This window comes from Streptomyces sp. NBC_01016 (genome assembly GCF_026341035.1).
Classification (GTDB): domain Bacteria; phylum Actinomycetota; class Actinomycetes; order Streptomycetales; family Streptomycetaceae; genus Streptomyces.
In genome coordinates, this window is sequence record NZ_JAPEOQ010000002.1 from 1,174,398 (window position 1) to 1,197,438 (window position 23,041).

The window sequence follows — 23,041 nt, forward strand, 5'->3', positions numbered from 1 at the left end:
GCGCAGCCCCCAGGGACGGGACGGGAAGGGGCGGCGGGGGCGACTCCCATCACGGCGCCCCGGGCGGCACAAACGGCAACCCCCCAGGCGCACCCCCCTCGATCAACCGCCACAACGCATCCGTATCGGCATGCCGCTCAATCAGATCCCCGAGCCGATCAAGCTGCTCCTCCCGCAACGCCTCGAACGACGTATCCGCCGCCGGAACGAACCGTCGACCGGCCCCCGCCGCGACCTCCCGAAGGAACGCCCGCCGAAACCCGTCCGCCTCAAGCGACCCGTGCCAGTGCGTCCCCCACACGGAACCAACCCGGCACCCGTCCAAGAACGCCTCGCCGCCCCGCACATCGGCGACCCCGTGATGGATCTCGTACCCCTCGACGTACTCCCCGAGCGCCTCCCCGACCGGCCGCGCAAGCGTCTTCTCGGCCTCGAACCGCACCCGTACGGGAAGCAGCCCGAGCCCGTCCACGACGCCGGCCCGCGACTCGACCTCGTCCTCGATCGTTTCGCCGAGCACCTGGAACCCACCGCAAATACCGAGCACCGGACGCCCCTCGGCGGCCCGCCGCGCGAGCGCGTCCGCGAGCCCGCGCTCGCGCAACCACTCCAGCGCCCGCACCGTCCCCCGCGTCCCCGGCACCACGACCAGATCCGCGTCGACGAGCTCCTCGGCCCGGTCCACGAACCGCACGACGACACCGGGCTCGGCGGCCAGCGCGTCCACATCGGTGAAGTTCGACATCAGCGGCACCGCACACACGGCGACCCGCAGCACGTCCTCACCCACGGGCGGCGCCACGACCGACTCCCGTACGGCCCCCCGCAGGGACACCCGGAGCCCGTCCTCCTCGTCGATCCCGAGCCCGTGCTGGAACGGCAGCACGCCGTAAGTGTCGCGCCCCGTAAGGGACTTGAGCATGTCGAGCCCCGGCTCCAACAGGCTCACGTCACCCCGGAACTTGTTCACCAGATACCCGGCAAGGAGCTCCTGGTCCTCAGGCGCCAGCAGCGCAGTCGTCCCGAAGAAGGACGCGAACACCCCGCCCCGGTCGATGTCCCCCACGACAAGCACCGGCAGCCGCGCCGCCCGCGCAAGCCCCATGTTCACGATGTCGGTCCGCCGCAGATTGATCTCGGCGGGCGACCCGGCGCCCTCACAGATCACGGCGTCATGGGTGGCCCGCAGCTCCTCCAGGCACCCCACCACGGTGTCGAGCAGCGCCGCCTGCCGCCCCCCGTGCAGCCTTTCCCCGGGGGACGACCCCCCAGACCCCCCGAAGAACCCGCGCGCACTCAGCTCGCCCACGGGCTTCCCCATGAGCACGACCTGGCTGCTGCGGTCACTGCCGGGCTTGAGCAGCACCGGATTCATCAGCGCGCTCGGCTCGGCCCGCGCGGCCTGCGCCTGCATCGCCTGCGCGCGCCCGATCTCGGCGCCCTCCCTGGTCACGAACGAGTTCAGGGACATGTTCTGCCCCTTGAACGGCGCGACCTTCACACCTTGGCGCGCCAGCCACCGGCAGATCCCGGCGGTGACGACACTCTTGCCCGCGTCGGAGGTGGTCCCCGCGACGAGCAGCCCTCCGCCCGTCATCGCCGCCCCCGCGCTCGTATCCGTCGCGCACCCACACAGACTCGCGCACCCACACAGACTCCCAACGCCAACAGAGACACCCGCCGCGACAAGCGCACGGCCCGATCCACATCACGCACCTCGACCGCGCGCCCCGGCGCGTTCAGCACCGGCCGGTGCTCGACCCGGCCGCCGTACGCCAAGGTCCCGCCGAGCCGCACCCCGAGCGCCCCCGCGAAGGAGGACTCGACGACGCCGGCGTTCGGACTGGGGTGGCGCCGCGCGTCCGCCCGCCACGCGTCGAGCGCCTGCCGGGGGCGGCCGCCGGCGAGGACCGCGAGGGCGCCGGTGAGGCGCGCCCCCGGCCAGCCGGCCACGTCGTCGAGGCGGGCCGAGGCCCAGCCGAACCGCCGGTACTTCACGGACTTGTGCCCGACCATCGCGTCGAGCGTGTTCACGGCGCGGAAGGCGACCAGGCCCGGCACCCCGCCGAGCGCGCCCCACACGAGCGCGCCCACGACGGCGTCGGAGGTGTTCTCGGCGACGGACTCGACGACGCCGCGGGCGATCCCGTCGGCGTCGAGCCCCTGCGGATCACGGCCGCACAGCCGGGGCAGCAGCTCCCGCGCGCGCTCCACGTCCCCGGCCTCAAGCGCGTCCCCTACGCCGCGTGCCTCCCGGCCCAGCGAGGTGCCACCGACGACGGCCCAAGTGGCTGCGGCCGTCAACGCGACGGAGGCGACGGGGGAGCGACGTACGAGACGGGACGCGAGGGCCGCGCCACCGGCGGCGCCACCGGCACACACCACGGTGTGCAGGGCGCCCACTCCACGGTGGTCCCGCCAGAGCCCGCGCTCGACGGCCGCGGCTGCGCGTCCGAAGCCGGCGACGGGGTGCCCACGGCGCGGATCGCCGAGAAGAAGGTCAGCGAAGATTCCGGCGGCGGCACCGCACGCATACACGCGCTCGTGCCGCCAAGTGCCGCGCGGGGCGAGCATGGCGGTAGGTGTCCTCACTCAGGGTGTCCACGCCCTGGTTCGACGAGACCGGCAGCAAGAGTTCCTGGCTCACCCCTTTGGAGAAGGGGGTTCACAGTGGCGGGACCGCGCCGGATTCGCACCGGCTTCCTCAGCTGCTGCCGTATATGGCGGGGGAAGTCCACCACGCTCCGAGTTGGCACGTCAACTTGCTGTTGATCACGCAAGCGGGGTGCGGGACGTCGCGTCCCGCACCCCGCTCACGTATGACTGCGTATCAGGCCACGATCAGATAGATCCCGTAGGCCACGGCCGCCGCGCACAGTGCGAAGCAGGCATACGCCCCGGACGTCGCGACCGCCGCCGAGCCACCGTCACGCGCCGCCGACTCCCGCTTGGAGAGGCCCACGATGCCGAGGGTGAACAGGCCGACGAGGGCCACGGTGATGACGAGAGAGACACCGAAGACGGAGCCGAGGGCCGCCCAGTCGATCTTCATTCCTGTCCTGCTTCCTTCTGCGCTACAGCGTGACGCCGGCGGGGCGCGCGGGGTCGCTCACCGCACCGGCCTTCGGCTGGGCGGGTATTTTCGCCTCCGGCTCGACCGTCTCGACCGTGCCCACCGGCGGCGGGGAGACCGAGGCGATCGCGGTCGTCACGACACCCGGGGCCTCCTGCGCGGGGGCGGTGTGCGGCTCGTCCGCCGTGACGTTGGTGTGGTCGATGGAGTTGCGGCGCGACAGCTTCCAGATGATCGCCGAGCCGGTCACGAGCAGCGCGGCGGTGAGGCCGATGCCCCACGGGCCCTGCTTGGTCAGGAACTCGGCGCCCGCGCCCACGAGGCCCGCGGCCGGCAGGGTCAGACCCCACGCCACGAACATCCGGGTGGCGGTGGACCAGTGGACGACGCCGCCCTTGCGGCCGAGGCCCGCACCCATCACACCGCCGGAGCAGACCTGCGTGGTGGAGAGGGAGAAGCCCAGGTGGGAGGAGGCGAGGATCGCGGTCGCCGCACTGGTCTGCGCCGCGAAGCCCTGCTGAGGCGCGAGCTCGGTGAGGCCCTTTCCCATGGTGCGGATGATGCGCCAGCCGCCCAGGTAGGTGCCCAGCGCGATGGCCATACCGGCCGAGACGATGACCCACAGCGGCGGGTCGGCGTCGTGCCCGAGCACACCGCCGGTGATCAGGGCGAGGGTGATGATGCCCATCGTCTTCTGCGCGTCGTTCGTGCCGTGCGCGAGGGAGACGAGACCTGCGGAGGCGATCTGCCCGGCGCGGTAGCCCTTGGCGGTCGCCTTCTGGTCGGTCTTCTTGCTGATCCGGTACGTGAGGCGGGTGGCCAGCATCGAGGCGATGCCGGCGACGAGCGGCGCGGCCACCGCGGGCAGCAGCACCTTGGTGACGACCGTGCCGCCGTTGACCGAGGACCAGCCCATCGACATGACCGCGGCGCCGATGAGGCCACCGAACAGGGCGTGCGAGGAGCTGGACGGCAGGCCGAGCAGCCAGGTCAGCAGATTCCAGAGGATGGCGCCTACCAGCGCCGCGAAGATGACCTCTGTCTTGAGGCCGTCCTCATTGATGATGCCGCCGGAGATCGTCTTCGCGACTTCGACGGAGAGGAACGCTCCGACGAGGTTCAGCACGGCGGACATGGCCACCGCCGTCTTCGGCTTGAGAGCGCCAGTCGAGATGGTCGTCGCCATCGCGTTGGCGGTGTCGTGGAAACCGTTGGTGAAATCAAAGACCAGCGCGGTAACGATCACGATCGCTAGGAGCAGCGTGATGTGTTCCATTTACCCAGGCTTCGGTTGGACGTCAGTGGTTCTTTGGAACGTAAAGAGCCCGAGTGAACGGAAGATGAACTGGGCCGGGCGCCCCGGTGACCCGATCCGGAGGGGTCCTGCTCGGCTTGTCACGAGGCGGCGCCGCCGGTTCCGGTTCGAGGTCGCCACGGCCCCGGAACCAAGGGCTCCGGGGGTCTTCGGCCGGGCCTTTCGACTACCCCTTCGCGAACCGCTTGAGCTGGGCCATCGAGCCGTTGAAGAGATTCTGGTCACCCGGCAGCCGGCCGCTGTCGGCGTACTGCCAGAACGTCCAGTAGGTCCAGCCTGCCGGTAGTGCGCCGGCGCGCTCGTCGTACCGGGCGAGCCACAACGCATGGTTGGCGGCGAAGGCCCGGCTGTTGCCGGTGCACTGCTTCCACCATCGCGCGTTGGTGTAGATGACCGGACGGCGCCCGGTGCTGCGGACGATCTCGTTGCTGAAGGAGCTGATCCAGGACACCAGCGTCGACTTCCGCAGCCCGTAGCAGGGGTGCTTGCCCTTGCCGTACGGGTTGTACTCAATGTCGAGCGCGGGCGGCAGCGTCCAGCCGTCGCGCCGCCAGGCCCCGCCGTTGCGTACGAAGTACGAGGCCTGTGCCTTGCCGGAGGACTTCTGCGGCAGCGCGAAGTGGTAGGCGCCGCGGACGATGCCCGCGTTGCGGGCGCCCTTGTACTGCCGGGAGAAGTAGGGGCTCCGGTAGTTCGTGGACTCGGTCGCCTTGACGTAGACGAACCGGGCGCCCTTGTTCTTCGCCTTCTGCCAGTTCACGTTCTTCTGGTGCGACGAGACGTCGTGCCCGCGCGGCTTGTCCGCGCCCTGGGCCGGCAGCTCCGCGAGCAGGGTGCCGCCGATGGTCAGTGCGGCGACGGACGTGAGTGCGGCGGCGCGGCGGCGACGCGAGGACGCTGTGCGGCTGCGAGCCATGGTGACCCCCGAAAGTGACGACGTACATGACAAATCCCCAGGGAACTCCCAGAGAGTAGCGAGAGATCATCAATTACCCGTCCAAGGTCGGCCAGATAACACCAGAGGGTGATCAATGCCCATATGGGGGATTCCGGAGGGTCGGACTCCACACCCATCCGCTCCGGCTGCCGCGCCAAGAGGCTGGCAGGATGCGCGCCATGACACAGCTTCAGGAACTCGACGAGGCATGGCAGGAACTGGTGCTGACGGCCCGTCGGACGGTGGCCGACGGCCTGGTCGTCGGGACCTCGGGCAATGTCTCGGTGCGGGTGCGCGGGGACGAAGGCGACCTGGTCCTCGTCACGCCGACCGGCGTCCCGTACGAGGATCTCGGCCCGGACGATCTCGTCGCCTTCGGCCTCGACGGGGAGCGGCGGGTCGGCACCCTGAAGCCGACCAGCGAGCTCCCCATGCACCTCGCGGTCTATCGGCACACCGACGCCCGCGCCGTCGTGCACACCCACGCCGTGCATGCCACCGCGGTCTCCACGCTCGTGGCCGAGCTCCCGCCCGTGCACTACATGACGGCGGCGCTCGGCGGCCCCGTCCGGGTCGCCCCCTACGCCACGTACGGAACACAGGAGTTGGCCGAGAACATGCTGCGCGCCCTCGCCGGGCGCACGGGTTGCCTACTTCAGAACCACGGCGCCCTCACATACGGAGACACCCTCGCCGCTGCCTACGACCGCACAGCCCAACTGGAGTGGATGTGCCGCCTGTGGCTCACCGCCCACTCCGTCCCCGGCCTGACCCCGTCGCTGCTGACCGGAGAGCAGTTGCGCGAGGTGGGGGAGCGGCTGAGCGGGTACGGACAGCAGGGTGCGCGGTGACCGGTCCGCGCTGTTTGCGTCACTCGTACCCGTCGCCCCACTGGCCGGGGCGGGCGCGGGCCAGGACACTGGACGGGTGCGCACCGCCAAAGCGACGGCCGCTGCCGTCACCGCCGTCCTAGGGGCCTCGGCCGCCGCGATCGCCGCGGGCCGTCTGGCCAGCGACGCAGCGCTCAAGGCGCCCGCAGGCCGCCCGCTGCCCACCGAACCCCGACTCACCGTGCACGCCACCGCCGCGGGCCAGGTCACCCTGACCCGCGACCTGGCCTCGCTGCGCCCCGGCAGGTACGGGTTGCAGGGCGACGGCTACCACGCGGTGGTCGGTCCGGTCGTCGAATCGGCCACGACCTCCGCCGATACCGTCGTACGCCGCTTGGAGCGGGTCACCCACGGCACCCTGGAGCCCGGCGCCAAGGCCTGGCTCACGCCCCAGGTGCACATCGGTGACCCCAAGGCCGCGCTCGGCCTGGACCACGCCGACGTCGACGTGCCCGGGGAACTCGGCGCGCTGCCCGCCTGGTTCGTGCCCGGCACCCGGGACACGTGGGTGATCGCCGTGCACGGCCTCGGCACCACCCGCGAACACCCCATGAACCTCATGGAGTTCCTGCACCACCACCAGTTCCCTGTGCTCGACCTCGCCTACCGCGGCGACCTCGGCGCGCCCCGCTCTCCGGACGGCCTCGGCCACCTCGGCGAGACGGAGTGGCGCGACCTGGACGCGGCGATCCGCTACGCCGTGCGCTACGGCGCCCGGGACGTCATCGTGCTCGGCTGGTCGACGGGCGCCGCGATGGCCCTGCACGCGGCGGCCCACTCGGCGCTGCGCGACCGCGTCAAGGGCCTCGTCCTGGACTCGCCGGTGCTCAGCTGGGAGGCGACGCTGCGCGCCCTGGCCCGGGCCCGCCGCACCCCGGGCCCGCTGCTCCCGCTCGCGGTCCGCGCCGCCCAGGGCCGCACCGGCCTGCGCGGCGACCGCCTCTCGGAGGCCGCGGACCCGCACGCCCTCAAGGTCCCCACGCTCCTGATCCACGGCCCCGGCGACGAGGTGTCCCCGTGGGCGCTCTCCCGCCGGCTCGCGGACCACCGCCCGGACCTGGTCACCCTCCACGAGGTGGACGAGGCCCCGCACAACGCGATGTGGAACGCGGACGCGAAGGGCTACGAGGAGGCGTTGAGAAGGTTCCTGACGCCGTTGATGTAGCGGCTCCACAGGGCGCCCGTTTGGGAATTGGCAGGGTCAACCGAGAGACTGCCCTTCGTGACGTCCCGTACCCCGCGCGACTCCCGGCTCCGACTCGTCAGCCCGCGCCGCCAGCCCCTGGCCGCCCCGACCCCGCGGCCGGTCGCCGCACGCCGTCCCGCACCCCGCCCACCGGAGGGCACCCCACCGCCCGCGGAGCTCGCCCGCGCCGCGCGCCGCGACCTCGCCGCGGCGGTCCGCGTGGCCCGCTGGGCGGACACCAGGATCGGCCCCGGCAACAACATGGCCGCCCGCGACGGCAAGGGCACCCTCTCCGACGTGACCGCCCTGCGCGCCGCGGAAGAGCTCGGGCTGACGGTCGATCAGGTCCGCGCGGACTGGGACACGGCCCGCCTCGCCGGACTCGTCGAGGTGCACGGAGCCAGCGCCCGGCCCGGCTGGCGGCTGCGCGCCTGGGACCGCGACGACACCGCCGTTCTGCGCGGCTGGGTCGCCCTGTTCGACGCCTGGTCGCTGGTCCACCCGGCGCCCGAGGAGGTCGGCCCCGCCGCGGTGGCCGAGGTCGTCGAGGCGATGCCGCAGTTGCTGAGCTTCCTTCAGCTGATGGCGGACCGGGTCGCCGCGGCCCAGCTCCTCGACCTGCTCGACCAGCGCGTCACGGAACTGCGCACGGAACGCTGCGAGATCCCCTACGTCCCGCCCGTCGCCCACCACCGCCCTTCGGACGAGGCGCTGCGCGCCGCCCCTGCTGATTCGGAACCGACGCCCCCGCAGGACACCCCGCTCCGCCCGCTGCTCGACTGGTCCCTGCAAGGCCTCGCCGCCGTGGGCGCGCTCACGTACGACGACGGGCACGCCACCCTCACCCCGCTGGGCAGCTGGGCGGTGTGGGTCAAGCTGGAGCAGATCTGCGTCGCAGCCCAGTCGCCCGCGGGCAACATCGAGGTGTCCGCCGAGGACATGCTGCGCGGCTGCGCGCGGCTGCGCCCGAAGGCCGCACGCGACGAGTACCGGGCCTGGCTCGCCGCCCGCGACATCGGCACCGCCGTCACCGACCTCCTTGACGCCGCCCGCGGCGAGGACGCCCTGCTGCGCGGCCTCGCCTTCGAGGCGCTGCGGGTCGTCGGCGCCCCCGCAGAGCCCGAGGTCCGCCGCGCCGCCGACGACCCGCACCTGCGGCCCTACGTCCTGCTGTGGCTCGCCGAGTACGAGGGCGCCGACCCCGAGGACGTGCACACGGTGCTCAGCCGCGAGGAGGCGACCTGGCTGTGGGTGGACACCGCCGCAGCCGTCGCCGACCACGGCGAAGCCCCCCTCCTCGTACGGCACTTGGAGGCCGCGGTGCAGCCGACCGTGCCCGCGCTGATCGAGGAGGTGCGCGCCGTCGGGCACCCGCGCACGGTGCAGGTGCTCGTCGCGCTCGCCGCCGCGCACCCCGACCCGGCCCTCGCGAAGGCGGTCCGCAGGGCGGCCTTCCAGGTGCACACCGGCGGCGTGTAGGACGTCAGCGGCCCGGTCTCACCGGAAGGTGTTGCACTGGGCCATGTCGCCGCTCTCGAAGCCCCGGTAGAACCACTGCTGGCGCTGCTGGGCCGAGCCGTGCGTCCACGTCTCGGGCGTCACCTGCCCCTGGTACCGCTCCTGGATCCGGTCGTCGCCGACCGCCGCGGCCGCGTCCAGGCCGTCCCGGATGTCCGCGTCGGTCAGGCTCGTGATCAGCGGCCGGCCCGTGGACTCGGTGGGCGTCTTCGTCGCGTGCCGCGCCCACACGCCCCCGTAGCAGTCCGCCTGCAGCTCGACCTTCACCGCGTTGCTGTTCTCGCCCGTGCGCCCGTCCTGGGCGCGCGTCAGCGTGCCCATCAGGTTCTGCACGTGGTGCCCGTACTCGTGCGCCACGACGTACGCCTGCGCGAAGGGCCCGCCGCTCGAACCGAACTTGGTGCGCAGCTCGTCGAAGAAGCCGAGGTCGAGATAGACCCGCCGGTCGCCGGGGCAGTAGAACGGCCCGACCGACGAGGTCGCCGAGCCGCACGCGGTGGCGACCTGGTTGGTGAAGAACACCGTCGACGCGGGCGTGTACGTGGCGTTCCTGCGCCCGAATTCCGCGCCCCAGAAGTCCTGCACGCTGTTGACCACGGCGACCGTCCGGCAGTCCTGCCTGCTGTTCGCGTCCGAGCCCGTCCGGCACTGCTCCTGGACCTGCGCCTCGCTGGACATCGTCGCCACAGGGGCACTGGTGTCCTCGGCGGAGAGCCCGAACTGGTCCGTGCCGAAGAGCAGCCCGAGGACGAGCGCGATCACACCCGCGAAGCCGCCCCCCATGGCCGCCTTGCCGCCCGGAAGCCGGCTGCCGCGCACGTCCTGGACCTCCGATGTGTCCAGACGCGCGTCGTCGTCGAACTGCATGCGCACCGCCTTCTCGCCGGTCATCGACCCCCTCATCCTGTTACGTCCCTGGTCAGAGAGGTCGGATCCGAGGGCCGAACGGGGGACACGCACACCTGGGAAAAGAGCTTGCACGTCACCGGTAAACTGGTTCGTATGACGTTCCTTCTCTGGGTGCATTAGCGGCGCTGATTGGCCCCCCGCCCTGTCAACCAGCCGTTAATCCTGTCCTGGAGTACCTCCCTTGATCACCGCATCCGGCATCGAACTGCGCGCGGGCGCGCGCATGCTCATCGAGAACGCCAATTTCCGTATCGCCAAGGGCGACCGCATCGGTCTGGTCGGCCGCAATGGAGCGGGCAAGACGACCCTCACGAAGTGCCTGGCCGGCGAGGGCATCCCGGCCGGCGGCACCATCAGCCGCTCCGGCGAGGTCGGCTACCTCCCGCAGGACCCGCGCACCGGCGACCTCGACGTGCTGGCCCGCGACCGCATCCTCTCCGCCCGCGGTCTGGACACCCTGATCCGCAAGATGCGCGAGAACGAGCAGCGCATCGCGAACGGCTCGGGCGCCACGCAGGCCAAGGCGCTGCGGCAGTACGAGCGCCAGGAGACGGAGTTCCTCACCAAGGGCGGATACGCCGCCGAGGCCGAGGCCGCCACCATCGCCGCAGCCCTGAACCTCCCGGACCGTGTGCTCGGCCAGCCCCTGCACACGCTCTCGGGTGGTCAGCGGCGCCGTATCGAACTGGCCCGCATCCTCTTCTCGGACGCGGACACCCTGCTCCTCGACGAGCCCACGAACCACCTGGACGCGGACTCGATCGTCTGGCTGCGCGACTACCTCAGGACGTACAGCGGCGGCTTCATCGTCATCTCCCACGACGTCGAACTCATGGAGACGGTCGTCAACAAGGTCTTCTACCTGGACGCCAACCGCTCCCAGATCGACGTCTACAACATGGGCTGGAAGCTCTACCAGCAGCAGCGCGAGGACGACGAGAAGCGCCGCAAGCGCGAGCGTCAGAACGCCGAGAAGAAGGCCGCGACGCTGAACGCGCAGGCCGACAAGATGCGTGCCAAGGCGACCAAGACCGTCGCCGCGCAGAACATGGCCAAGCGCGCCGACAAGCTCCTCGCGGGCCTCGAAGAGGTCCGCCAGTCCGACAAGGTCGCCAAGCTGCGCTTCCCCGAGCCCTCGCCGTGCGGCAAGACGCCGCTCATGGCCGAGGGCCTGTCGAAGTCGTACGGCTCCCTGGAGATCTTCACGGACGTCGACCTGGCCATCGACAAGGGCTCGCGCGTCGTCATCCTCGGCCTCAACGGCGCGGGCAAGACGACCCTGCTCAAGCTCCTCGGCGGCGCGGAGAAGCCCGACACGGGGCAGGTCATCGAGGGCCACGGCCTCAAGCTCGGCTACTACGCGCAGGAGCACGAGACCCTCGACCCGGAGCGCACGGTCCTGGAGAACATGCGCACCGCGGCCCCCGACCTCGACCTGATCCAGGTCCGCAAGACGCTCGGCTCGTTCCTGTTCTCCGGTGACGACGTCGACAAGCCGGCCGGGGTCCTGTCCGGCGGCGAGAAGACCCGTCTCGCGCTCGCCACGCTCGTCGTGTCGTCCGCGAACGTGCTGCTCCTCGACGAGCCCACGAACAACCTCGACCCGGCCAGCCGCGAGGAGATCCTCGGCGCGCTGCGCACCTACAAGGGCGCCGTCGTCCTCGTCACGCACGACGAGGGCGCCGTCGAGGCCCTCCAGCCGGAGCGGATCATTCTGCTTCCGGACGGAATCGAGGACCTGTGGGGCCAGACGTACGCGGATCTCGTGGCCCTCGCATGATCAACTCGGTGATCACCGGGTGGTCGACTCGGTGATCACCGGGTGATCCACTCGGTGGGCACCGGTTGATCCATTGAATGATCCACTCCGTCTGGATCATTCGGCCGATCCGTGATCCTTCATCTGGGTGAGATCTCCTCGTACCCAGGTGTGTCGTGCACGGAATTCGGGGCCTCGTCGTGCATGGCGCCCTTGCGGCGCCTGGGCCGTGGCTGACCTGCCAGTTCTGTCGCGCAGGCGTTTTCCGGGGCCGCGAAAACCCGCCGGAATTCTCGATTCCACTCGTGTGGATCCCCGTCGCGCCCGTAATTGAGGGTCTATGGACCTTGCCGAATGGGTGGCCAGGAAGCCCGCAAGGGGTGATCATGGGAAATCCAGAGCGCACTTCCCACGAGGAGGCACGGGTGGCCGAGACTCTGAAGAAGGGCAGCCGGGTAACCGGCGCCGCGCGCGACAAGCTCGCGGCAGACCTGAAGAAGAAGTACGACTCCGGTGCGAGTATTCGGGCATTGGCCGAGGAAACCGGTCGCTCGTATGGCTTTGTGCACCGGATGCTGAGCGAATCCGGGGTCACGCTGCGGGGACGCGGCGGGGCCACGCGAGGCAAGAACAAGGCCACGTCGGCCTGACCCTCGCAGGGCTCGCCCAGCTCACTGGCTCCAACTGACCACCCGGTCGGTCCGCTGTCCGGCCGGGTGGTTACTGTGCAGTCACTTACGTCTCGTGCGACTACGTGCCGTACGGCTGCGCAGACCCGGAGGTCCAGATGAACCTGCCCGCACCGCTGCTCGACAAGGACGGCGTCCGGCTCACCGTCGACGATGCGATCGCCACGGTCAGCCTGACCAACCCGGACAAGCGCAACGCCCAGAGTCCCGCTCTGTGGCGGGCGTTGGGCGAGGCCGGGCGTGCTCTGCCGGGGTCCGTGCGGGTCGTCGTGGTGCGCGGTGAGGGCAAGTCCTTCTCCGCGGGCCTCGACCGTCAGGCCTTCACGCCCGAGGGCTTCGACGGTGAGCCGTCCTTCCTCGACCTGGCGCGCGGCGACGACGACGTCCTCGACGCGACGATCGCCGAGTACCAGGACGCGTTCACCTGGCTGCGGCGCAGCGACATCCTGTCCGTCGCCGCGGTGCAGGGGCATGCCATCGGGGCCGGGTTCCAGCTCGCCCTCTCCTGCGATCTGCGCGTCGTCGCCGACGACGTGCAGTTCTCCATGCGCGAGACCAGCCTCGGCCTGGTGCCGGACCTGACGGGCACGCATCCGCTCGTCTCGCTGGTCGGATACGCGCGCGCCCTCGAAATCTGCGTCACCGGCCGCTACGTCCACGCCGACGAGGCCGTCCGCAGCGGCCTGGCCAACGTGTCCGTCCCCGCGGCCGAGCTCACGGACGCGACCCAGGACCTGGTCGCGGCCCTCGTCGCAGCGCCCCGCGACGCCGTGATCGAGACGAAGGCACTGCTCCAGGGAGCGTCCGACCGCACCCTCGACGACCAGCGCACCGCGGAGCGCGCGGCCCAGGGCCGCCGCCTCCGGGACCTGGCGGGTCTCGGCGACTGAGAGCCACTTCAGCCCGTCCGACGTCTACTGACGCCACTTCAGCCCGCCCGCCGCCTTTCAGCCCGTCCGGCGCCTTTCAGCCCGTCCGGCGTTTGAGGACAGGGGGTCTGGGGGCGCAGCCCCCAGGGACGGGACGGGAAGGGGCGGCGGGGGCGATCTACGTCGTGAGCTCCGTGACCAGCACCGCAACGGTCGGATTGTTCGGAAGCGCCCTGGCCACGGCCGCCCGGACGGCCCCGGTCACCTCGATCGCCCGCGCGTCCGCGGACACCCCCAACTCCACGCGTACGTGACGGCGGGGGAGGGACGCCTCGCCGGAGTGGTCCTCGATGTGGACCGCGCGACCGAGACCACCGAGCGCCCCGGTCAACCGCGTCACCCCCGGCACCCCGAGCACCGCCTCCGCCACCCGATCCGCGTCCCCGGAGGCGCCCGCCGACTTCGGAGCGGGCGCCGGCTCCGGCTCATCCGAGGCACCGGGATCCGCGTCCGCCACCTGATCGGCCTCATCGAGCAGCGCCGTGACCTGGAGGTCGACCTCCGCCACCACCAGGCCGACCCGATCCGCCGCCCCCGCGAGCGCCTCCCTCAGCCGATCGGCGGCAACCGGCAGCGGTTCCTCCGCCGTCGCCGCACAGTCCGCCGTGAGCCGCAAAGGCCCCGGCGGCAGCGCGCTCGGTGGGGCCGGCACCGCGGGCTCCTCCGCCGCGTCGGGGTCGGCGAGCCCGAGACGCAGGGCGCCGAGACGTACGCCGCGCACCCCTTGTACCGCACGGCGCAGCGCCTGTGTCGCCGCCGGTTCCGTGATCCACGCACCGTCACCGGGCCCGCCGAGCGGCAGCAGCCTGCCGAGCCCCAGCTGCGTACGCACTGCCTGTGTCCATCGATCAGCCGTCATTGCCCCAGGCTGCCCCATAGCGGGCGCGCCTTCGGGTAACCGCACTTAATGTGGGCAAAAGAAAGCAGCACCCCACCGAGATCCCACCTCACCGAGGGGACGGCCCGATGAGTGACACCGCGCAGAAGCCGGGCGAGACGCCCGGTTCGACCGCAGCCAGGACCAATGTGACCAAGCGGGGCAGTGGCGACCCCGCCAGCAGGGGACGGACCACCATCGCCGACGGCGTCGTCGAGAAGATCGCGGGTCTCGCGGCGCGCGACGTCGACGGCGTCCACGCCATGGGCAGCGGCATCTCCCGCACGTTCGGCGCGGTGCGCGACCGGGTTCCCGGCGGCACCAAGTCCGTGTCGCGCGGGGTGAAGGCCGAGGTCGGCGAGGTGCAGACGGCGCTCGATCTGGAGATCGTCGTCGAGTACGGCGTGTCGATCGCGGACACCGCGCGCGCCGTCAGGGAGAACGTGATCGTCGCCGTCGAGCGCATGACCGGGCTCGAGGTCGTCGAGGTCAACATCGCCGTCAGCGACGTGAAGCTGCCGGACGAGGAGGACGAAGAGCCGGAGTCACGACTCCAATGAGATCTGTGGGCGTAGCTACGGGCTTCCCTAGGAGGAGCGCACGATGAATCTGGCCGTGGTCGGCATGATCGCCGGCATGGCCCTCGGATTCGCCGGATACTTCGGCGGCTTCGGGGCCTTCCTGCTGGTGGCGGCGCTCGGCGCCATCGGTTTCGTCGCGGGCAGGTTCCTGGAAGGGGACCTGGAAGTCGGCGAGTTCTTCCGTTCGCGCGGCGATCGGCGGGGGTGACCGATGGCGGCACAGGTCGCGCCGGCCGAGCGCGGCGCGACCCGGATCGCCGACCGGGTCGTCGCGAAGATCGCCGCGCACGCGGCACGAGAGGCACTCGACCGGATCCCCGAGGACGGGGCGGCGCCGGGCGCCACGGTCACCGTACGACAGGACAGCGCGCGGGTCCGGATCAGCCTTGAGCTGGAGTACCCGACGGACATCGGCCGCCAGTGCGGTGCCGTGCGTCGTCAAGTGTCCCAGCGGGTAAGGGAGTTGGCGGGAATGGAAGTGCCCGAGGTGGCCGTCCAGGTCGAGCGGCTGCACTCGGCGCACACCCGTGGAACGGACCGGGGGAGGATCCGATGAGCGAACCCACCCGGCCGATTCCGGTGGTCGAGCGGGAGGAGAGCGAGCTCGACCAGTCGGCGTCCGCCGCTTCGTACGAGCCGCACCCCACGCTGGACAGCGAACAGAAGGCGAGCCGTTTCTGGTCGGGGCGGCGCGTCCCCGCCGCGATCGTGGCCCTGGTGATTCTGGCCGCCGCGGGACTGCTGCTCTACGACGTGGCAGCGGTGCGGGCGGGGCACGGGTCCATGCAGTGGCGGCGGACGCTCGCCGACGAGCTCTCCACGCGGACCCTCGACGACACCGCCGTCCTCATCGGCGCGGGCGTCGCGGCCGCGCTCGGCCTGTGGCTGATCGTGCTCGCGGCGACGCCGGGACTGCGCGCCCTGCTGCCGATGCGCCGTACACATCCGGAGGTTCGCGCGGTGCTGCACCGCGACGCCGCCGCGATGGTGCTGCGCGACCGGGCCATGGAGGTGGCGGGCGTGCAGTCCGCACGGGTCCGCATGAAGCGCCGCAAGGTGGACGTGCGGGCGCTCTCGCACTTCCGTGAACTCGACGACGTACGGGCCGACTTGGACGCCACACTCGGCGACGGGATCAAGCAGCTCGGGCTCGGCAAGGCCCCCGGCCTGTCCGTGCGTGTCGCACGGCCGGGGAAGAAAGGGTGAGCGGCGTGCTCAGGACCGTCAACCGGATCGTGCTCGGGTTGCTCGGGCTCGTCCTCGTAGTCGGCGGCGGCTCGGTGCTCGCCGTCGGGCTCGGGGTGAAGCCGCCGTCGTGGTGGATCCACGACGGCCCGGACGACGTGCTGGTCAGCGATGCCGACCGGGCGCGCTGGCACGACGAGGGCTGGTTCTGGCCGACGGTGATCGCCGTGCTCGGCGTCGTCGTGCTGCTCGCCCTGTGGTGGCTGGTGGCCCAGCTGCGGCGCCGCAGGCTCGCCGAGGTGCTGGTCGACAGCGGCGACGGCGAGGGGGCGCTGCTGCGGGGCCGGGCCCTGGAGAACGTCCTCGTGAGCGGTGCGGAGTCCCTGGACGGGGTCGACCGGGCCCATGTGCGGTTGACCGGCCGCCGCTCCACTCCGCAGGCCCGCGCGACCCTCACCCTGGAGCCGCACGCGGTTCCCGGCGAGGCGCTCCGGCTGCTGAGCCAGGACTCCCTGAGGCAGGCGAGGGAATCGGCGGGCCTGGAGGAACTCCCGACGGAGGTCCGCCTGCGGGCGGTCAAGCACCGTGCGGAACGGGTGAGTTGAGCCGGTTTCGAGCCCGCCCAGCGTTTGAGAACGAGCACATTTCGAGCCCGTCCGGCGATTGACGCCGGGCGGGCTCGATTTCATTTCAGAATCCGTGCCGGAAGCCGCCGTCCACCGGCAGCATCACACCGGTGAGGTACGACGCGGCGGGTGACAGGAAGAACGCCGCCGCCCGCCCGAACTCCTCCGGAGTTCCGTACCGACGCAGCGGGATACGGGACTCCTGCGCCGTCCGCGCCGCCTCCGGATCCGCCGCCATCCCGTCCAGCTCGCGCACCCGATCCGTGTCGATGCGCGCGGGCAGCAGCCCCACGACGCGGATGCCCCGCGGCCCCAGCTCGTTCGCGAGGGACTTGGCGAAACCGGCGAGCCCGGGACGAAGGCCGTTCGAGATGGTCAGCCCGGGGATCGGCTCGTGCACCGAGCCGGACAGCACGAACCCGATGACCCCGCCCTCGTCCAGCTGCGCCGCGGCCGCCCGCGCGAGCCGCACCGCCCCGAGAAACACGGACTCGAACGCGGCCGTCCACTGCTCGTCCGTGTTGTCGGCGACAAAGCCGGGCGCGGGCCCGCCGACGCTCACCAGAATCCCGTCGAAGCCGCCGAACTGCTCGCGGGCCGCCCCGATGAGGCGCTCGGCGACGTCCGGGTCGGCGTTGTCGGCGGCGACGCCGTACGCGTTCGGCCCGAGCTCGGCCGCCGCCTCCTTGGCCTTCTGGTCGTCGCGCCCGCTGATGACGACCTTGGCGCCGTCGGCGACCAGCTCGCGCGCGGCCGCGTTGCCGAGGCCCCGCGTCGCGCCGGTGACTACGTACACACGGTTCTTCAGTCCAAGATCCATGGCCCTATCCTCCCTCTCCCTCGTCCGCCGCGCCGAACAGGGTCAGTGCCGTGCCCACGAGGCCGATATGGCTGAACGCCTGCGGAAAATTACCGAGCAGCCGGCCCGCCGCGGGGTCGTACTCCTCGGCGAGCAGCCCCACGTCGTTGCAGAGCGCCACGAGCCGTTCGAACAGCTCGCGCGCCTCCTTCGTGCGCCCCGTCATGTGCAGCGCGTCCGCGAGCCAGAACGAGCAGACCAGGAAGGCGCCCTCCTGGCCCGGAAGCCCGTCGACGCCGGACTCGTCCGCGCTGTAGCGGTGCACGAGACCGTCGTACGACAGCTCGTCGCGGACCGCGTCGACCGTGCCGCGCACGCGCGGGTCGTCCGGTGGCAGAAATCCCACGCGCGGGATGAGCAGCAGCGCGGCGTCCAGTTCGGACGAGCCGTAGAACTGGGTGAACGTGCCGCGCTCCGCGTCGTAGCCGCGCTCGCACACCTCCCGGTGGACGGCGTCGCGCAGCTTGCGCAGCCGGTCGATGTCGCCGGGCAGCCGCGGGTCGTCCTCCATGGCGCGCACGGTGCGGTCGACGGCGACCCACACCATCACCTTCGAGTGCACGAAGTGCCGGCGCGGCCCGCGCACCTCCCACAGCCCTTCGTCGGGCTCGCGCCACGTCTCCTCCAGGAAGTCGAGCAGCGCCAACTGCAGCCGCCAGGCGTGCGGCCCGGCCTCAAGGCCCTCGCGGCGGGCGAGCGCGAGGGAGTCGACGACCTCGCCGTACACGTCCAGCTGGAGCTGGTGCGCGGCGTCGTTGCCCGCGCGCACGGGGCGGGAGCCGTGGTAGCCGTCCAGCCAGTCGAGCTCCTGCTCGGGAAGGCGCCGCTCGCCCGCGAGTCCGTACATGATCTGCAGGTCGGCCGGATCGCCGGCGGCGGCCCGCAGCAGCCAGTCGCGCCAGGCCTCGGCCTCGTCGAGATAGCCGGCCGAGAGCAGCGCGCCGAGCGTCAGGGTCGAATCGCGCAGCCAGCAGTACCGGTAGTCCCAGTTCCGTACGCCGCCGATCTCCTCGGGCAGCGAGGAGGTGGGGGCGGCCACGATGCCGCCGGTCGGCGCGAAGATGAGGGCCTTCAGCGTGAGGAGGGAGCGGAGCACGGCCTCCCGATGCGGGCCTTCGTAGCGGCAGCGGTCCGCCCACGCCTGCCAGTCCTCCAGGCTGTGCCGCAGCGACTCGTGCGGGTCGACCGGCTGCGGGCGCTGCTCGTGCGAGGGGTGCCAGGTCAGGACGAAGGCGACGGTCTCGCCGGCCTCGACCGTGAACTCAGAGTGGGTGCCGAAGTCCTCGCCCCACGTGTGGACGTGCGGTTCGCTGCGCAGCCATGCGGAGTCCGGGCCCGCGACGGCGACCCGGTGCCCGTCGACGCGGCGCATCCACGGCACGACGGAGCCGTAGTCGAAGCGCAGGCGCAGCGTGCCGCGCAGGGTGACGCGTCCGCTGAGGCCCTCGACGATGCGGACGACGTCCGGGGCCCGGTCGCGCTGCGGCATGAAGTCGGTGACGCGGACGCTGCCGTCCGGCGTCTCCCACTCGGTGTCGAGCACGAGGGAGCCGGGGCGGTACGCGCGCGTGGTGCAGTGTTCGGCCCCTTTGGGCGCGAGCCGCCAGTGGCCGTTCTCCTCGCTGCCGAGCAGCGCGGCGAAACAGGCGGGGGAGTCGAAGTGGGGCAGGCACAGCCAGTCGATCGACCCGTCCCTGCCGACGAGTGCGGCGGTCTGGTGGTCACCGATGAGGGCGTAATCCTCGATATGTGGGCGCACACGCCATGGGTTCCCCGTCATCGGCCCGGGGTTGCATCACATTTCGGGTGGGCCACATTTTGGGGGCCCCGCGCGGCGCCCGGTCAGGCGACGGCGGCCGGCGTCTCGGCCTCGGACGTGGCTGTCTCTTCCTTGCGACGCCGCTCCCGCAGCTCGCGCCGCACCAGCACCACCCAGCCCACGGGCACCGCGGCGGCGAACAGCCACCACTGGATCGCGTACGCGTAGTTCAGCGCGGAGTCCTCCTTGCCGGGGGCTCCGACCAGCTCGGGGGTTCCGCTCTTCGATTCGGGCGCGGTCTGGGCGACGTAGCCGCCGAGCACCGTCCTGCCGAGGCGCTCGGCCTCCTGCTTGCTGTTGATCAGCATGACCTGCCGGGCGGGCAGGTCCTTGATGTCCTTGATGCCGCTGGCCGCGGTCGTCTCATTGGGCATCAGACGGCCGGTGACGGTGGTCTCGCCGCGCGGCGGGGCGGGGACCTTCGGGAAGGAGGTCTGCGCCCCGTTCGCCGGGATCCAGCCGCGGTTGATCAGCAGGACCTTGCCGTCGTTCAGGACGAACGGGGTCAGGACGTGGTAGCCGACCTCTTCGTTGGCGTTGACGCGGCGCCGCACCACGAGCTCGTCGTCGGTGTCGAAGCGCCCCTTCGCGGTCACCGAGCGGTACCGCTCGTGGCTGTTGACGACGTGTCCGGGGGACGCCAGGTCCTCCACGGGTACGGGCTTCGCGTTGAGCGCGTCCGTGACCAGCTGGTTCCTGGCGTCGCGCTCCTCGTAGCGGTGCATCTGCCAGATGCCCAGCCGGATCATCGTGGGGATGAGGACGAGGGCGACCAGGGTGAGGATCACCCACTGCCGGGTCAACAGGAAGCGGTACACCCCATGACCGTACAGCGGCGGGCATGGGGTGCTTTCAGTGGGGTGTGCCCGATTGTGGCGGGCGTGTGCCGAAGGGTTCAGACGTTGTCGACGATGCCCACCTTCCCCTCCGCGCGGGAGCAGTGCGCCCCGCAGAACCAGTGCCCGTCGACCTCGACGCCCTGCCCGATGATGCGGCACCGGCAGTGCTCGCAGATCGGCGCCATGCGATGGATGGCGCAGCTGAAGCAGTCGAAGACGTGGACCGCTCCCTGGGCATGGACCTCGAAGGACATGCCGTAGTCGTTTCCGCAGACTTCACAACGTGCCATGCGCCACAGGGTGGGTGTCCGAAGCGGCGCCGGGCGAGCGGTGACGGGGCGAGTCGCCCCGCGTTCACCCGTCTGCCAGGACCGGTGGCCTCCGCGAGTGGCCCCCGCGTGTGGCCTACGAGCCGTCCGCCGGTGCCACGTCCTGCAACAGCTGTCCGAACGCCGCCTCGTCCATGACCGGCGTCCCGAACTGCTTCGCCTTCACGACCTTCGAGGTGTACGAGTCCGGGTCATTGGTCACGAGGAGGCTGGTGAGCCGGGACAGGCTCGTCGCCACATGGAGGCCCGCGTCGACGGCCCGGTCCTCCAGGAGCTCACGGTCGACCGAAGTGTCCCCGGAGAACGCCACCCGCATGCCCTGCTTGAGCGGCTTGTCCGGCTCGTAGCGGCCCGGGTTCGGGTACGGGCAGGCGGGGCGCTTGCGCGAGGCGCGCCAGGTGCCCCCGCCGCCTCCCCGGTAGGAGGAGGACCCGGGCTGACGCGGCACCGACCCCTCCGCCCACTCGGTGAGCGGGCGGCATTCGAGCAGCGGAAGCCGCACATTGTCCGCCGCGGCCGTGCGCAGGCTCGGGCGGAACGCCTCCGCGAGCACGCGCGCGTCGTCCAGCGCGTTGTGCGCGTGCTCCTGTACGACGCCGAAGTGCGCCGCGAGGGACTCCAGCTTGTGGTTGGGCAGCGGCAGGCCCAGCTCCTTGGAGAGCGCGATGGTGCACAGGCGCTGGCGGACCGGAGCGGTGCGCTCCGCACGCGCGTACTCGCGGGCGATCATCGACCAGTCGAAGACCGCGTTGTGCGCGACCAGGACGCGGTTGTCCAGGCGCGCGGCGAACTCCTCGGCGATGTCCGCGAACAGCGGGGCGGCCGTCAGCACGTCCGTCGTCAGGCCGTGGATCCACACGGGTCCTGGGTCGCGCTGCGGGTTGACCAGCGTGTACCAGTGGTCCTCGACATCGCCCCGCGCGTCCAGGCGGTAGACGGCGGCGGAGATGATCCGGTCGTCCCGGGACAGGCCGGTGGTCTCCACGTCGACGACCGCGTATCCCTGCGGATACGCGGCCGGCCAGGAGGCTGCGGACGCTGCGGTCGGATGGTCTTCGAGCATGGTCCCAGAGGATACGGGCCGTGACTGACACTCCGGTCGCCGCCTGCCCCGCAAGCCGTGTCGCGGATCACCTCACGGCTCAAGTGGGCGGGTCCAGGAGCGACTTCACCAGGGCGCGTACCGAAGTTGTGAAGATCCGCTCCGGGTCGGCGGGCGCGGCGAGCGCGCGGGCCAGCACCCGGTCCTCCTCCGCCGTGCCCGCGCCCCAGAGTTCCTCCTCGCGCGGGTGCTGCGCCGGGGCGCGCTCCCTGTTCCGCTCCACGAGGACGTGGCCGACGACCTGGAAGAGGACCGCGCGCACGGCCTCGGCGGCGGGCGCCCCGCGCAGTCCCGCGGCGTGCACCTCGTGCACCAGCGCCTGCTGTGCGGGCAGGAACATCCGCTCGGTGAGGCCGCGTTCATGGACCATCGCGATCAGATGCGGGTGGGCGCGCAGCCGGCGGCGCAGTGTGCGGGCGACGGAGAGGACGCGGTCCTGTGGCGTGGCCCCGCGGGGCCGGAAGCCGCCGAGGTCGGCGACGGTCCGCTCCACGAGGGCGTCGAGCAGGGACTCGCGGTTGCCGACGTGCCAGTAGATCGACGTGACGGCCGTGCCCAGTTCGGCCGCGAGCTTGCGCATGGTGAGCGCCTGCGGGCCGTGCTGCTTGACGAGACCGGCGGCGACCGCGACGACCTCCTCGCGGGTGAGCGGCGCGCGTGCCGTCATGCCTCGCCCTCCCCGTCTCCCGCGGTCTGTCGTGTCATCGACCGGCCGGTGCATGTGTCTTTACCCTTCATCGCCTCCGGTGTAACTGTGTTACAGGCGCCTCGCGAACGACCGAACGACCCCCATCACGTCTCGTACGAAGGGTGGTACGACATGGCACGCGTACGGTACGGAGCGCGCAGTGAGGCGGAGATCGCCGCTTCGCGCTCGGCGAGCAGCAAACTTCCCGACATCTGGTCCACCGGTGTGGTGGCCGTGTGGGAATCCGATCCGGACGCGGTGGCCGCGGTGCTGCCGCCGCCGCTGAAGCCCACGGGCCGGCCCCTCGTGCGGGCCAACATCAGCAAGGTCGACCTGCCGGGCTATCCGCTCGGCGCGGGCTCGGTGGCCGTCGCCGCCGAGCACGGTGGAGTGCAGGGCTGGTATCCGCTCGTCATGCCGATGACGCACGAGCGGGCGCTGATCGGCGGGCGCGAGGTCTTCGGCGAACCGAAGAAGCTCGGCGAGGTCACGGTGGAGCGCGAAGGGCTCGTCGTGAAGGCGGCGCTCGCGCGGCACGGCATCGCGTTCGTCGAGGTGCGCGGCGCGGTGAGCGAGAGCCTGCCGCTGCCCGAGCCGTCACAGAAGACCGACTTCTACTTCAAGTTCCTTCCAGGAGTGGACGGTTCGGGCTTCGACGCGGAGCCGGTCCTTGTGCACTGCCTGCGCAACGAGAAGGTCAGGAAGCTGGAGCGGATCACCGGGGACATCGTCCTGCGGGAGTCCATGTACGACCCGATCGCCGACCTTCCTGTGCGCTCCCTGGTGGAGATCACCATCGGCGAGAAGACCACCGACCAGAAGGGCAAGGTCGTCGAGCGGGTCAGCGCCGAGGCCCTGCTCCCGTACATCCACCAGCGCTACGACGACCCGCAGCAGATCCACGACGGCCCGCCCGAGGGGAGCGCCTGAC

The 23,041-nt window shown here is 71.5% G+C and carries 25 protein-coding genes and 1 riboswitch; of the genes, 12 read left to right on the plus strand and 13 right to left on the minus strand.

What is annotated here, in order from left to right; translation table 11 throughout:
- Positions 1-49: 49 nt before the first annotated feature.
- The 5 genes from OG746_RS32025 to OG746_RS32045 form a co-directional block, all read right to left on the minus strand.
- Positions 50-1,597, minus strand: coding sequence for a cobyric acid synthase (locus tag OG746_RS32025; RefSeq protein WP_266721047.1), 1,548 nt, complete (start codon positions 1,595-1,597; stop codon positions 50-52).
- Positions 1,594-2,574, minus strand: coding sequence for a cobalamin biosynthesis protein (locus tag OG746_RS32030; protein ID WP_266721049.1), 981 nt, complete (start codon positions 2,572-2,574; stop codon positions 1,594-1,596). Before OG746_RS32030 ends, OG746_RS32025 begins: the two co-directional genes overlap by 4 nt.
- Positions 2,575-2,632: 58 nt before the next feature.
- A riboswitch (cobalamin riboswitch) is annotated at positions 2,633-2,706 on the minus strand.
- A 124-nt stretch (positions 2,707-2,830) separates the two neighbouring features.
- The gene (locus OG746_RS32035; protein ID WP_266721051.1) at positions 2,831-3,052 is read right to left on the minus strand and encodes a hypothetical protein; all 222 of its coding nucleotides are present in this window, start codon (positions 3,050-3,052) and stop codon (positions 2,831-2,833) included.
- Positions 3,053-3,074: 22 nt separating this feature from the next.
- A complete protein-coding gene (locus OG746_RS32040) occupies positions 3,075-4,349 on the minus strand; it encodes an inorganic phosphate transporter (RefSeq protein WP_266721053.1) in 1,275 nt (424 codons plus the stop codon).
- Positions 4,350-4,554: 205 nt separating this feature from the next.
- Positions 4,555-5,304 (minus strand): lysozyme, encoded by a 750-nt coding sequence (locus OG746_RS32045; RefSeq protein ID WP_266721054.1) that lies wholly within the window; start codon positions 5,302-5,304, stop codon positions 4,555-4,557.
- A gap of 200 nt (positions 5,305-5,504) precedes the next feature.
- On the opposite strand from OG746_RS32045, the gene OG746_RS32050 reads away from it, so the two are divergent.
- From OG746_RS32050 to OG746_RS32060, 3 genes are all read left to right on the plus strand, one after another.
- A complete protein-coding gene (locus tag OG746_RS32050; RefSeq protein WP_266721055.1) occupies positions 5,505-6,176 on the plus strand; it encodes a class II aldolase/adducin family protein in 672 nt (223 codons plus the stop codon).
- A gap of 76 nt (positions 6,177-6,252) precedes the next feature.
- Positions 6,253-7,380, plus strand: a complete 1,128-nt coding sequence (locus tag OG746_RS32055) for an alpha/beta hydrolase (RefSeq protein ID WP_266721057.1) — start codon at positions 6,253-6,255, stop codon at positions 7,378-7,380.
- 57 nt (positions 7,381-7,437) lie between these two features.
- Entirely contained in the window at positions 7,438-8,880 is a 1,443-nt protein-coding gene (locus OG746_RS32060) for a hypothetical protein (protein WP_266721058.1), read from the plus strand.
- 18 nt (positions 8,881-8,898) lie between these two features.
- Here the strand turns inward: OG746_RS32060 and ypfJ are convergent, their stop codons facing one another.
- Complete coding sequence (gene ypfJ, locus OG746_RS32065) at positions 8,899-9,786, minus strand: KPN_02809 family neutral zinc metallopeptidase (RefSeq protein WP_266725566.1); 888 nt, start codon at positions 9,784-9,786, stop codon at positions 8,899-8,901.
- Between the two features lie 223 nt (positions 9,787-10,009).
- Between ypfJ and OG746_RS32070 the strand changes: the two genes are divergently transcribed.
- The 3 genes from OG746_RS32070 to OG746_RS32080 all read left to right on the plus strand — a co-directional run bounded on the left by OG746_RS32070 (position 10,010) and on the right by OG746_RS32080 (position 13,166).
- Positions 10,010-11,608 carry an ABC-F family ATP-binding cassette domain-containing protein gene (locus tag OG746_RS32070; RefSeq protein ID WP_266721060.1) on the plus strand — a complete coding sequence of 533 codons (1,599 nt, stop codon included), beginning with the start codon at positions 10,010-10,012 and terminating at the stop codon, positions 11,606-11,608.
- A 404-nt stretch (positions 11,609-12,012) separates the two neighbouring features.
- The gene (locus OG746_RS32075) at positions 12,013-12,237 is read left to right on the plus strand and encodes a helix-turn-helix domain-containing protein (protein WP_266721062.1); all 225 of its coding nucleotides are present in this window, start codon (positions 12,013-12,015) and stop codon (positions 12,235-12,237) included.
- 137 nt (positions 12,238-12,374) lie between these two features.
- Entirely contained in the window at positions 12,375-13,166 is a 792-nt protein-coding gene (locus OG746_RS32080; protein WP_266721064.1) for an enoyl-CoA hydratase/isomerase family protein, read from the plus strand.
- 157 nt (positions 13,167-13,323) lie between these two features.
- Here OG746_RS32080 and OG746_RS32085 read toward each other — a convergent pair whose 3' ends face one another.
- A complete protein-coding gene (locus OG746_RS32085; RefSeq protein WP_266721066.1) occupies positions 13,324-14,064 on the minus strand; it encodes a flagellar biosynthesis protein FlhF in 741 nt (246 codons plus the stop codon).
- Positions 14,065-14,171: 107 nt separating this feature from the next.
- Here OG746_RS32085 and OG746_RS32090 point away from each other — a divergent pair, with 107 nt between their 5' ends.
- The 5 genes from OG746_RS32090 to amaP are packed head-to-tail and all read left to right on the plus strand — an operon-like array spanning position 14,172 to position 16,453.
- A complete protein-coding gene (locus OG746_RS32090; protein ID WP_266721068.1) occupies positions 14,172-14,642 on the plus strand; it encodes an Asp23/Gls24 family envelope stress response protein in 471 nt (156 codons plus the stop codon).
- 43 nt (positions 14,643-14,685) lie between these two features.
- Positions 14,686-14,871, plus strand: a complete 186-nt coding sequence (locus tag OG746_RS32095; RefSeq protein ID WP_266721070.1) for a hypothetical protein — start codon at positions 14,686-14,688, stop codon at positions 14,869-14,871.
- Between the two features lie 3 nt (positions 14,872-14,874).
- Complete coding sequence (locus tag OG746_RS32100) at positions 14,875-15,219, plus strand: Asp23/Gls24 family envelope stress response protein (RefSeq protein ID WP_266721072.1); 345 nt, start codon at positions 14,875-14,877, stop codon at positions 15,217-15,219.
- A complete protein-coding gene (locus OG746_RS32105) occupies positions 15,216-15,869 on the plus strand; it encodes a DUF6286 domain-containing protein (protein WP_266721074.1) in 654 nt (217 codons plus the stop codon). Before OG746_RS32100 ends, OG746_RS32105 begins: the two co-directional genes overlap by 4 nt.
- A 5-nt stretch (positions 15,870-15,874) precedes the next feature.
- Positions 15,875-16,453 carry an alkaline shock response membrane anchor protein AmaP gene (gene amaP / locus OG746_RS32110; RefSeq protein ID WP_266721076.1) on the plus strand — a complete coding sequence of 193 codons (579 nt, stop codon included), beginning with the start codon at positions 15,875-15,877 and terminating at the stop codon, positions 16,451-16,453.
- Between the two features lie 85 nt (positions 16,454-16,538).
- Here amaP and OG746_RS32115 read toward each other — a convergent pair whose 3' ends face one another.
- From OG746_RS32115 to OG746_RS32140, 6 genes are all read right to left on the minus strand, one after another.
- A complete protein-coding gene (locus OG746_RS32115) occupies positions 16,539-17,294 on the minus strand; it encodes an SDR family oxidoreductase (RefSeq protein WP_266721078.1) in 756 nt (251 codons plus the stop codon).
- Positions 17,295-17,298: 4 nt separating this feature from the next.
- Complete coding sequence (locus OG746_RS32120) at positions 17,299-19,092, minus strand: glycoside hydrolase family 15 protein (protein ID WP_266721080.1); 1,794 nt, start codon at positions 19,090-19,092, stop codon at positions 17,299-17,301.
- A gap of 83 nt (positions 19,093-19,175) precedes the next feature.
- On the minus strand, positions 19,176-19,970 hold the full coding sequence (locus tag OG746_RS32125) for an SURF1 family cytochrome oxidase biogenesis protein (RefSeq protein ID WP_266721082.1): 795 nt from the start codon (positions 19,968-19,970) through the stop codon (positions 19,176-19,178).
- A gap of 77 nt (positions 19,971-20,047) precedes the next feature.
- Positions 20,048-20,281, minus strand: coding sequence for a metallothionein (locus tag OG746_RS32130; protein ID WP_266721084.1), 234 nt, complete (start codon positions 20,279-20,281; stop codon positions 20,048-20,050).
- Between the two features lie 115 nt (positions 20,282-20,396).
- Positions 20,397-21,383 (minus strand): DEDDh family exonuclease, encoded by a 987-nt coding sequence (locus OG746_RS32135; protein ID WP_266721086.1) that lies wholly within the window; start codon positions 21,381-21,383, stop codon positions 20,397-20,399.
- 79 nt (positions 21,384-21,462) lie between these two features.
- Complete coding sequence (locus tag OG746_RS32140) at positions 21,463-22,089, minus strand: TetR/AcrR family transcriptional regulator (RefSeq protein WP_266721088.1); 627 nt, start codon at positions 22,087-22,089, stop codon at positions 21,463-21,465.
- A 153-nt stretch (positions 22,090-22,242) separates the two neighbouring features.
- On the opposite strand from OG746_RS32140, the gene OG746_RS32145 reads away from it, so the two are divergent.
- Positions 22,243-23,040 carry an acetoacetate decarboxylase family protein gene (locus OG746_RS32145; protein ID WP_266721090.1) on the plus strand — a complete coding sequence of 266 codons (798 nt, stop codon included), beginning with the start codon at positions 22,243-22,245 and terminating at the stop codon, positions 23,038-23,040.
- The last annotated feature ends 1 nt before the right edge of the window (position 23,041 follow it).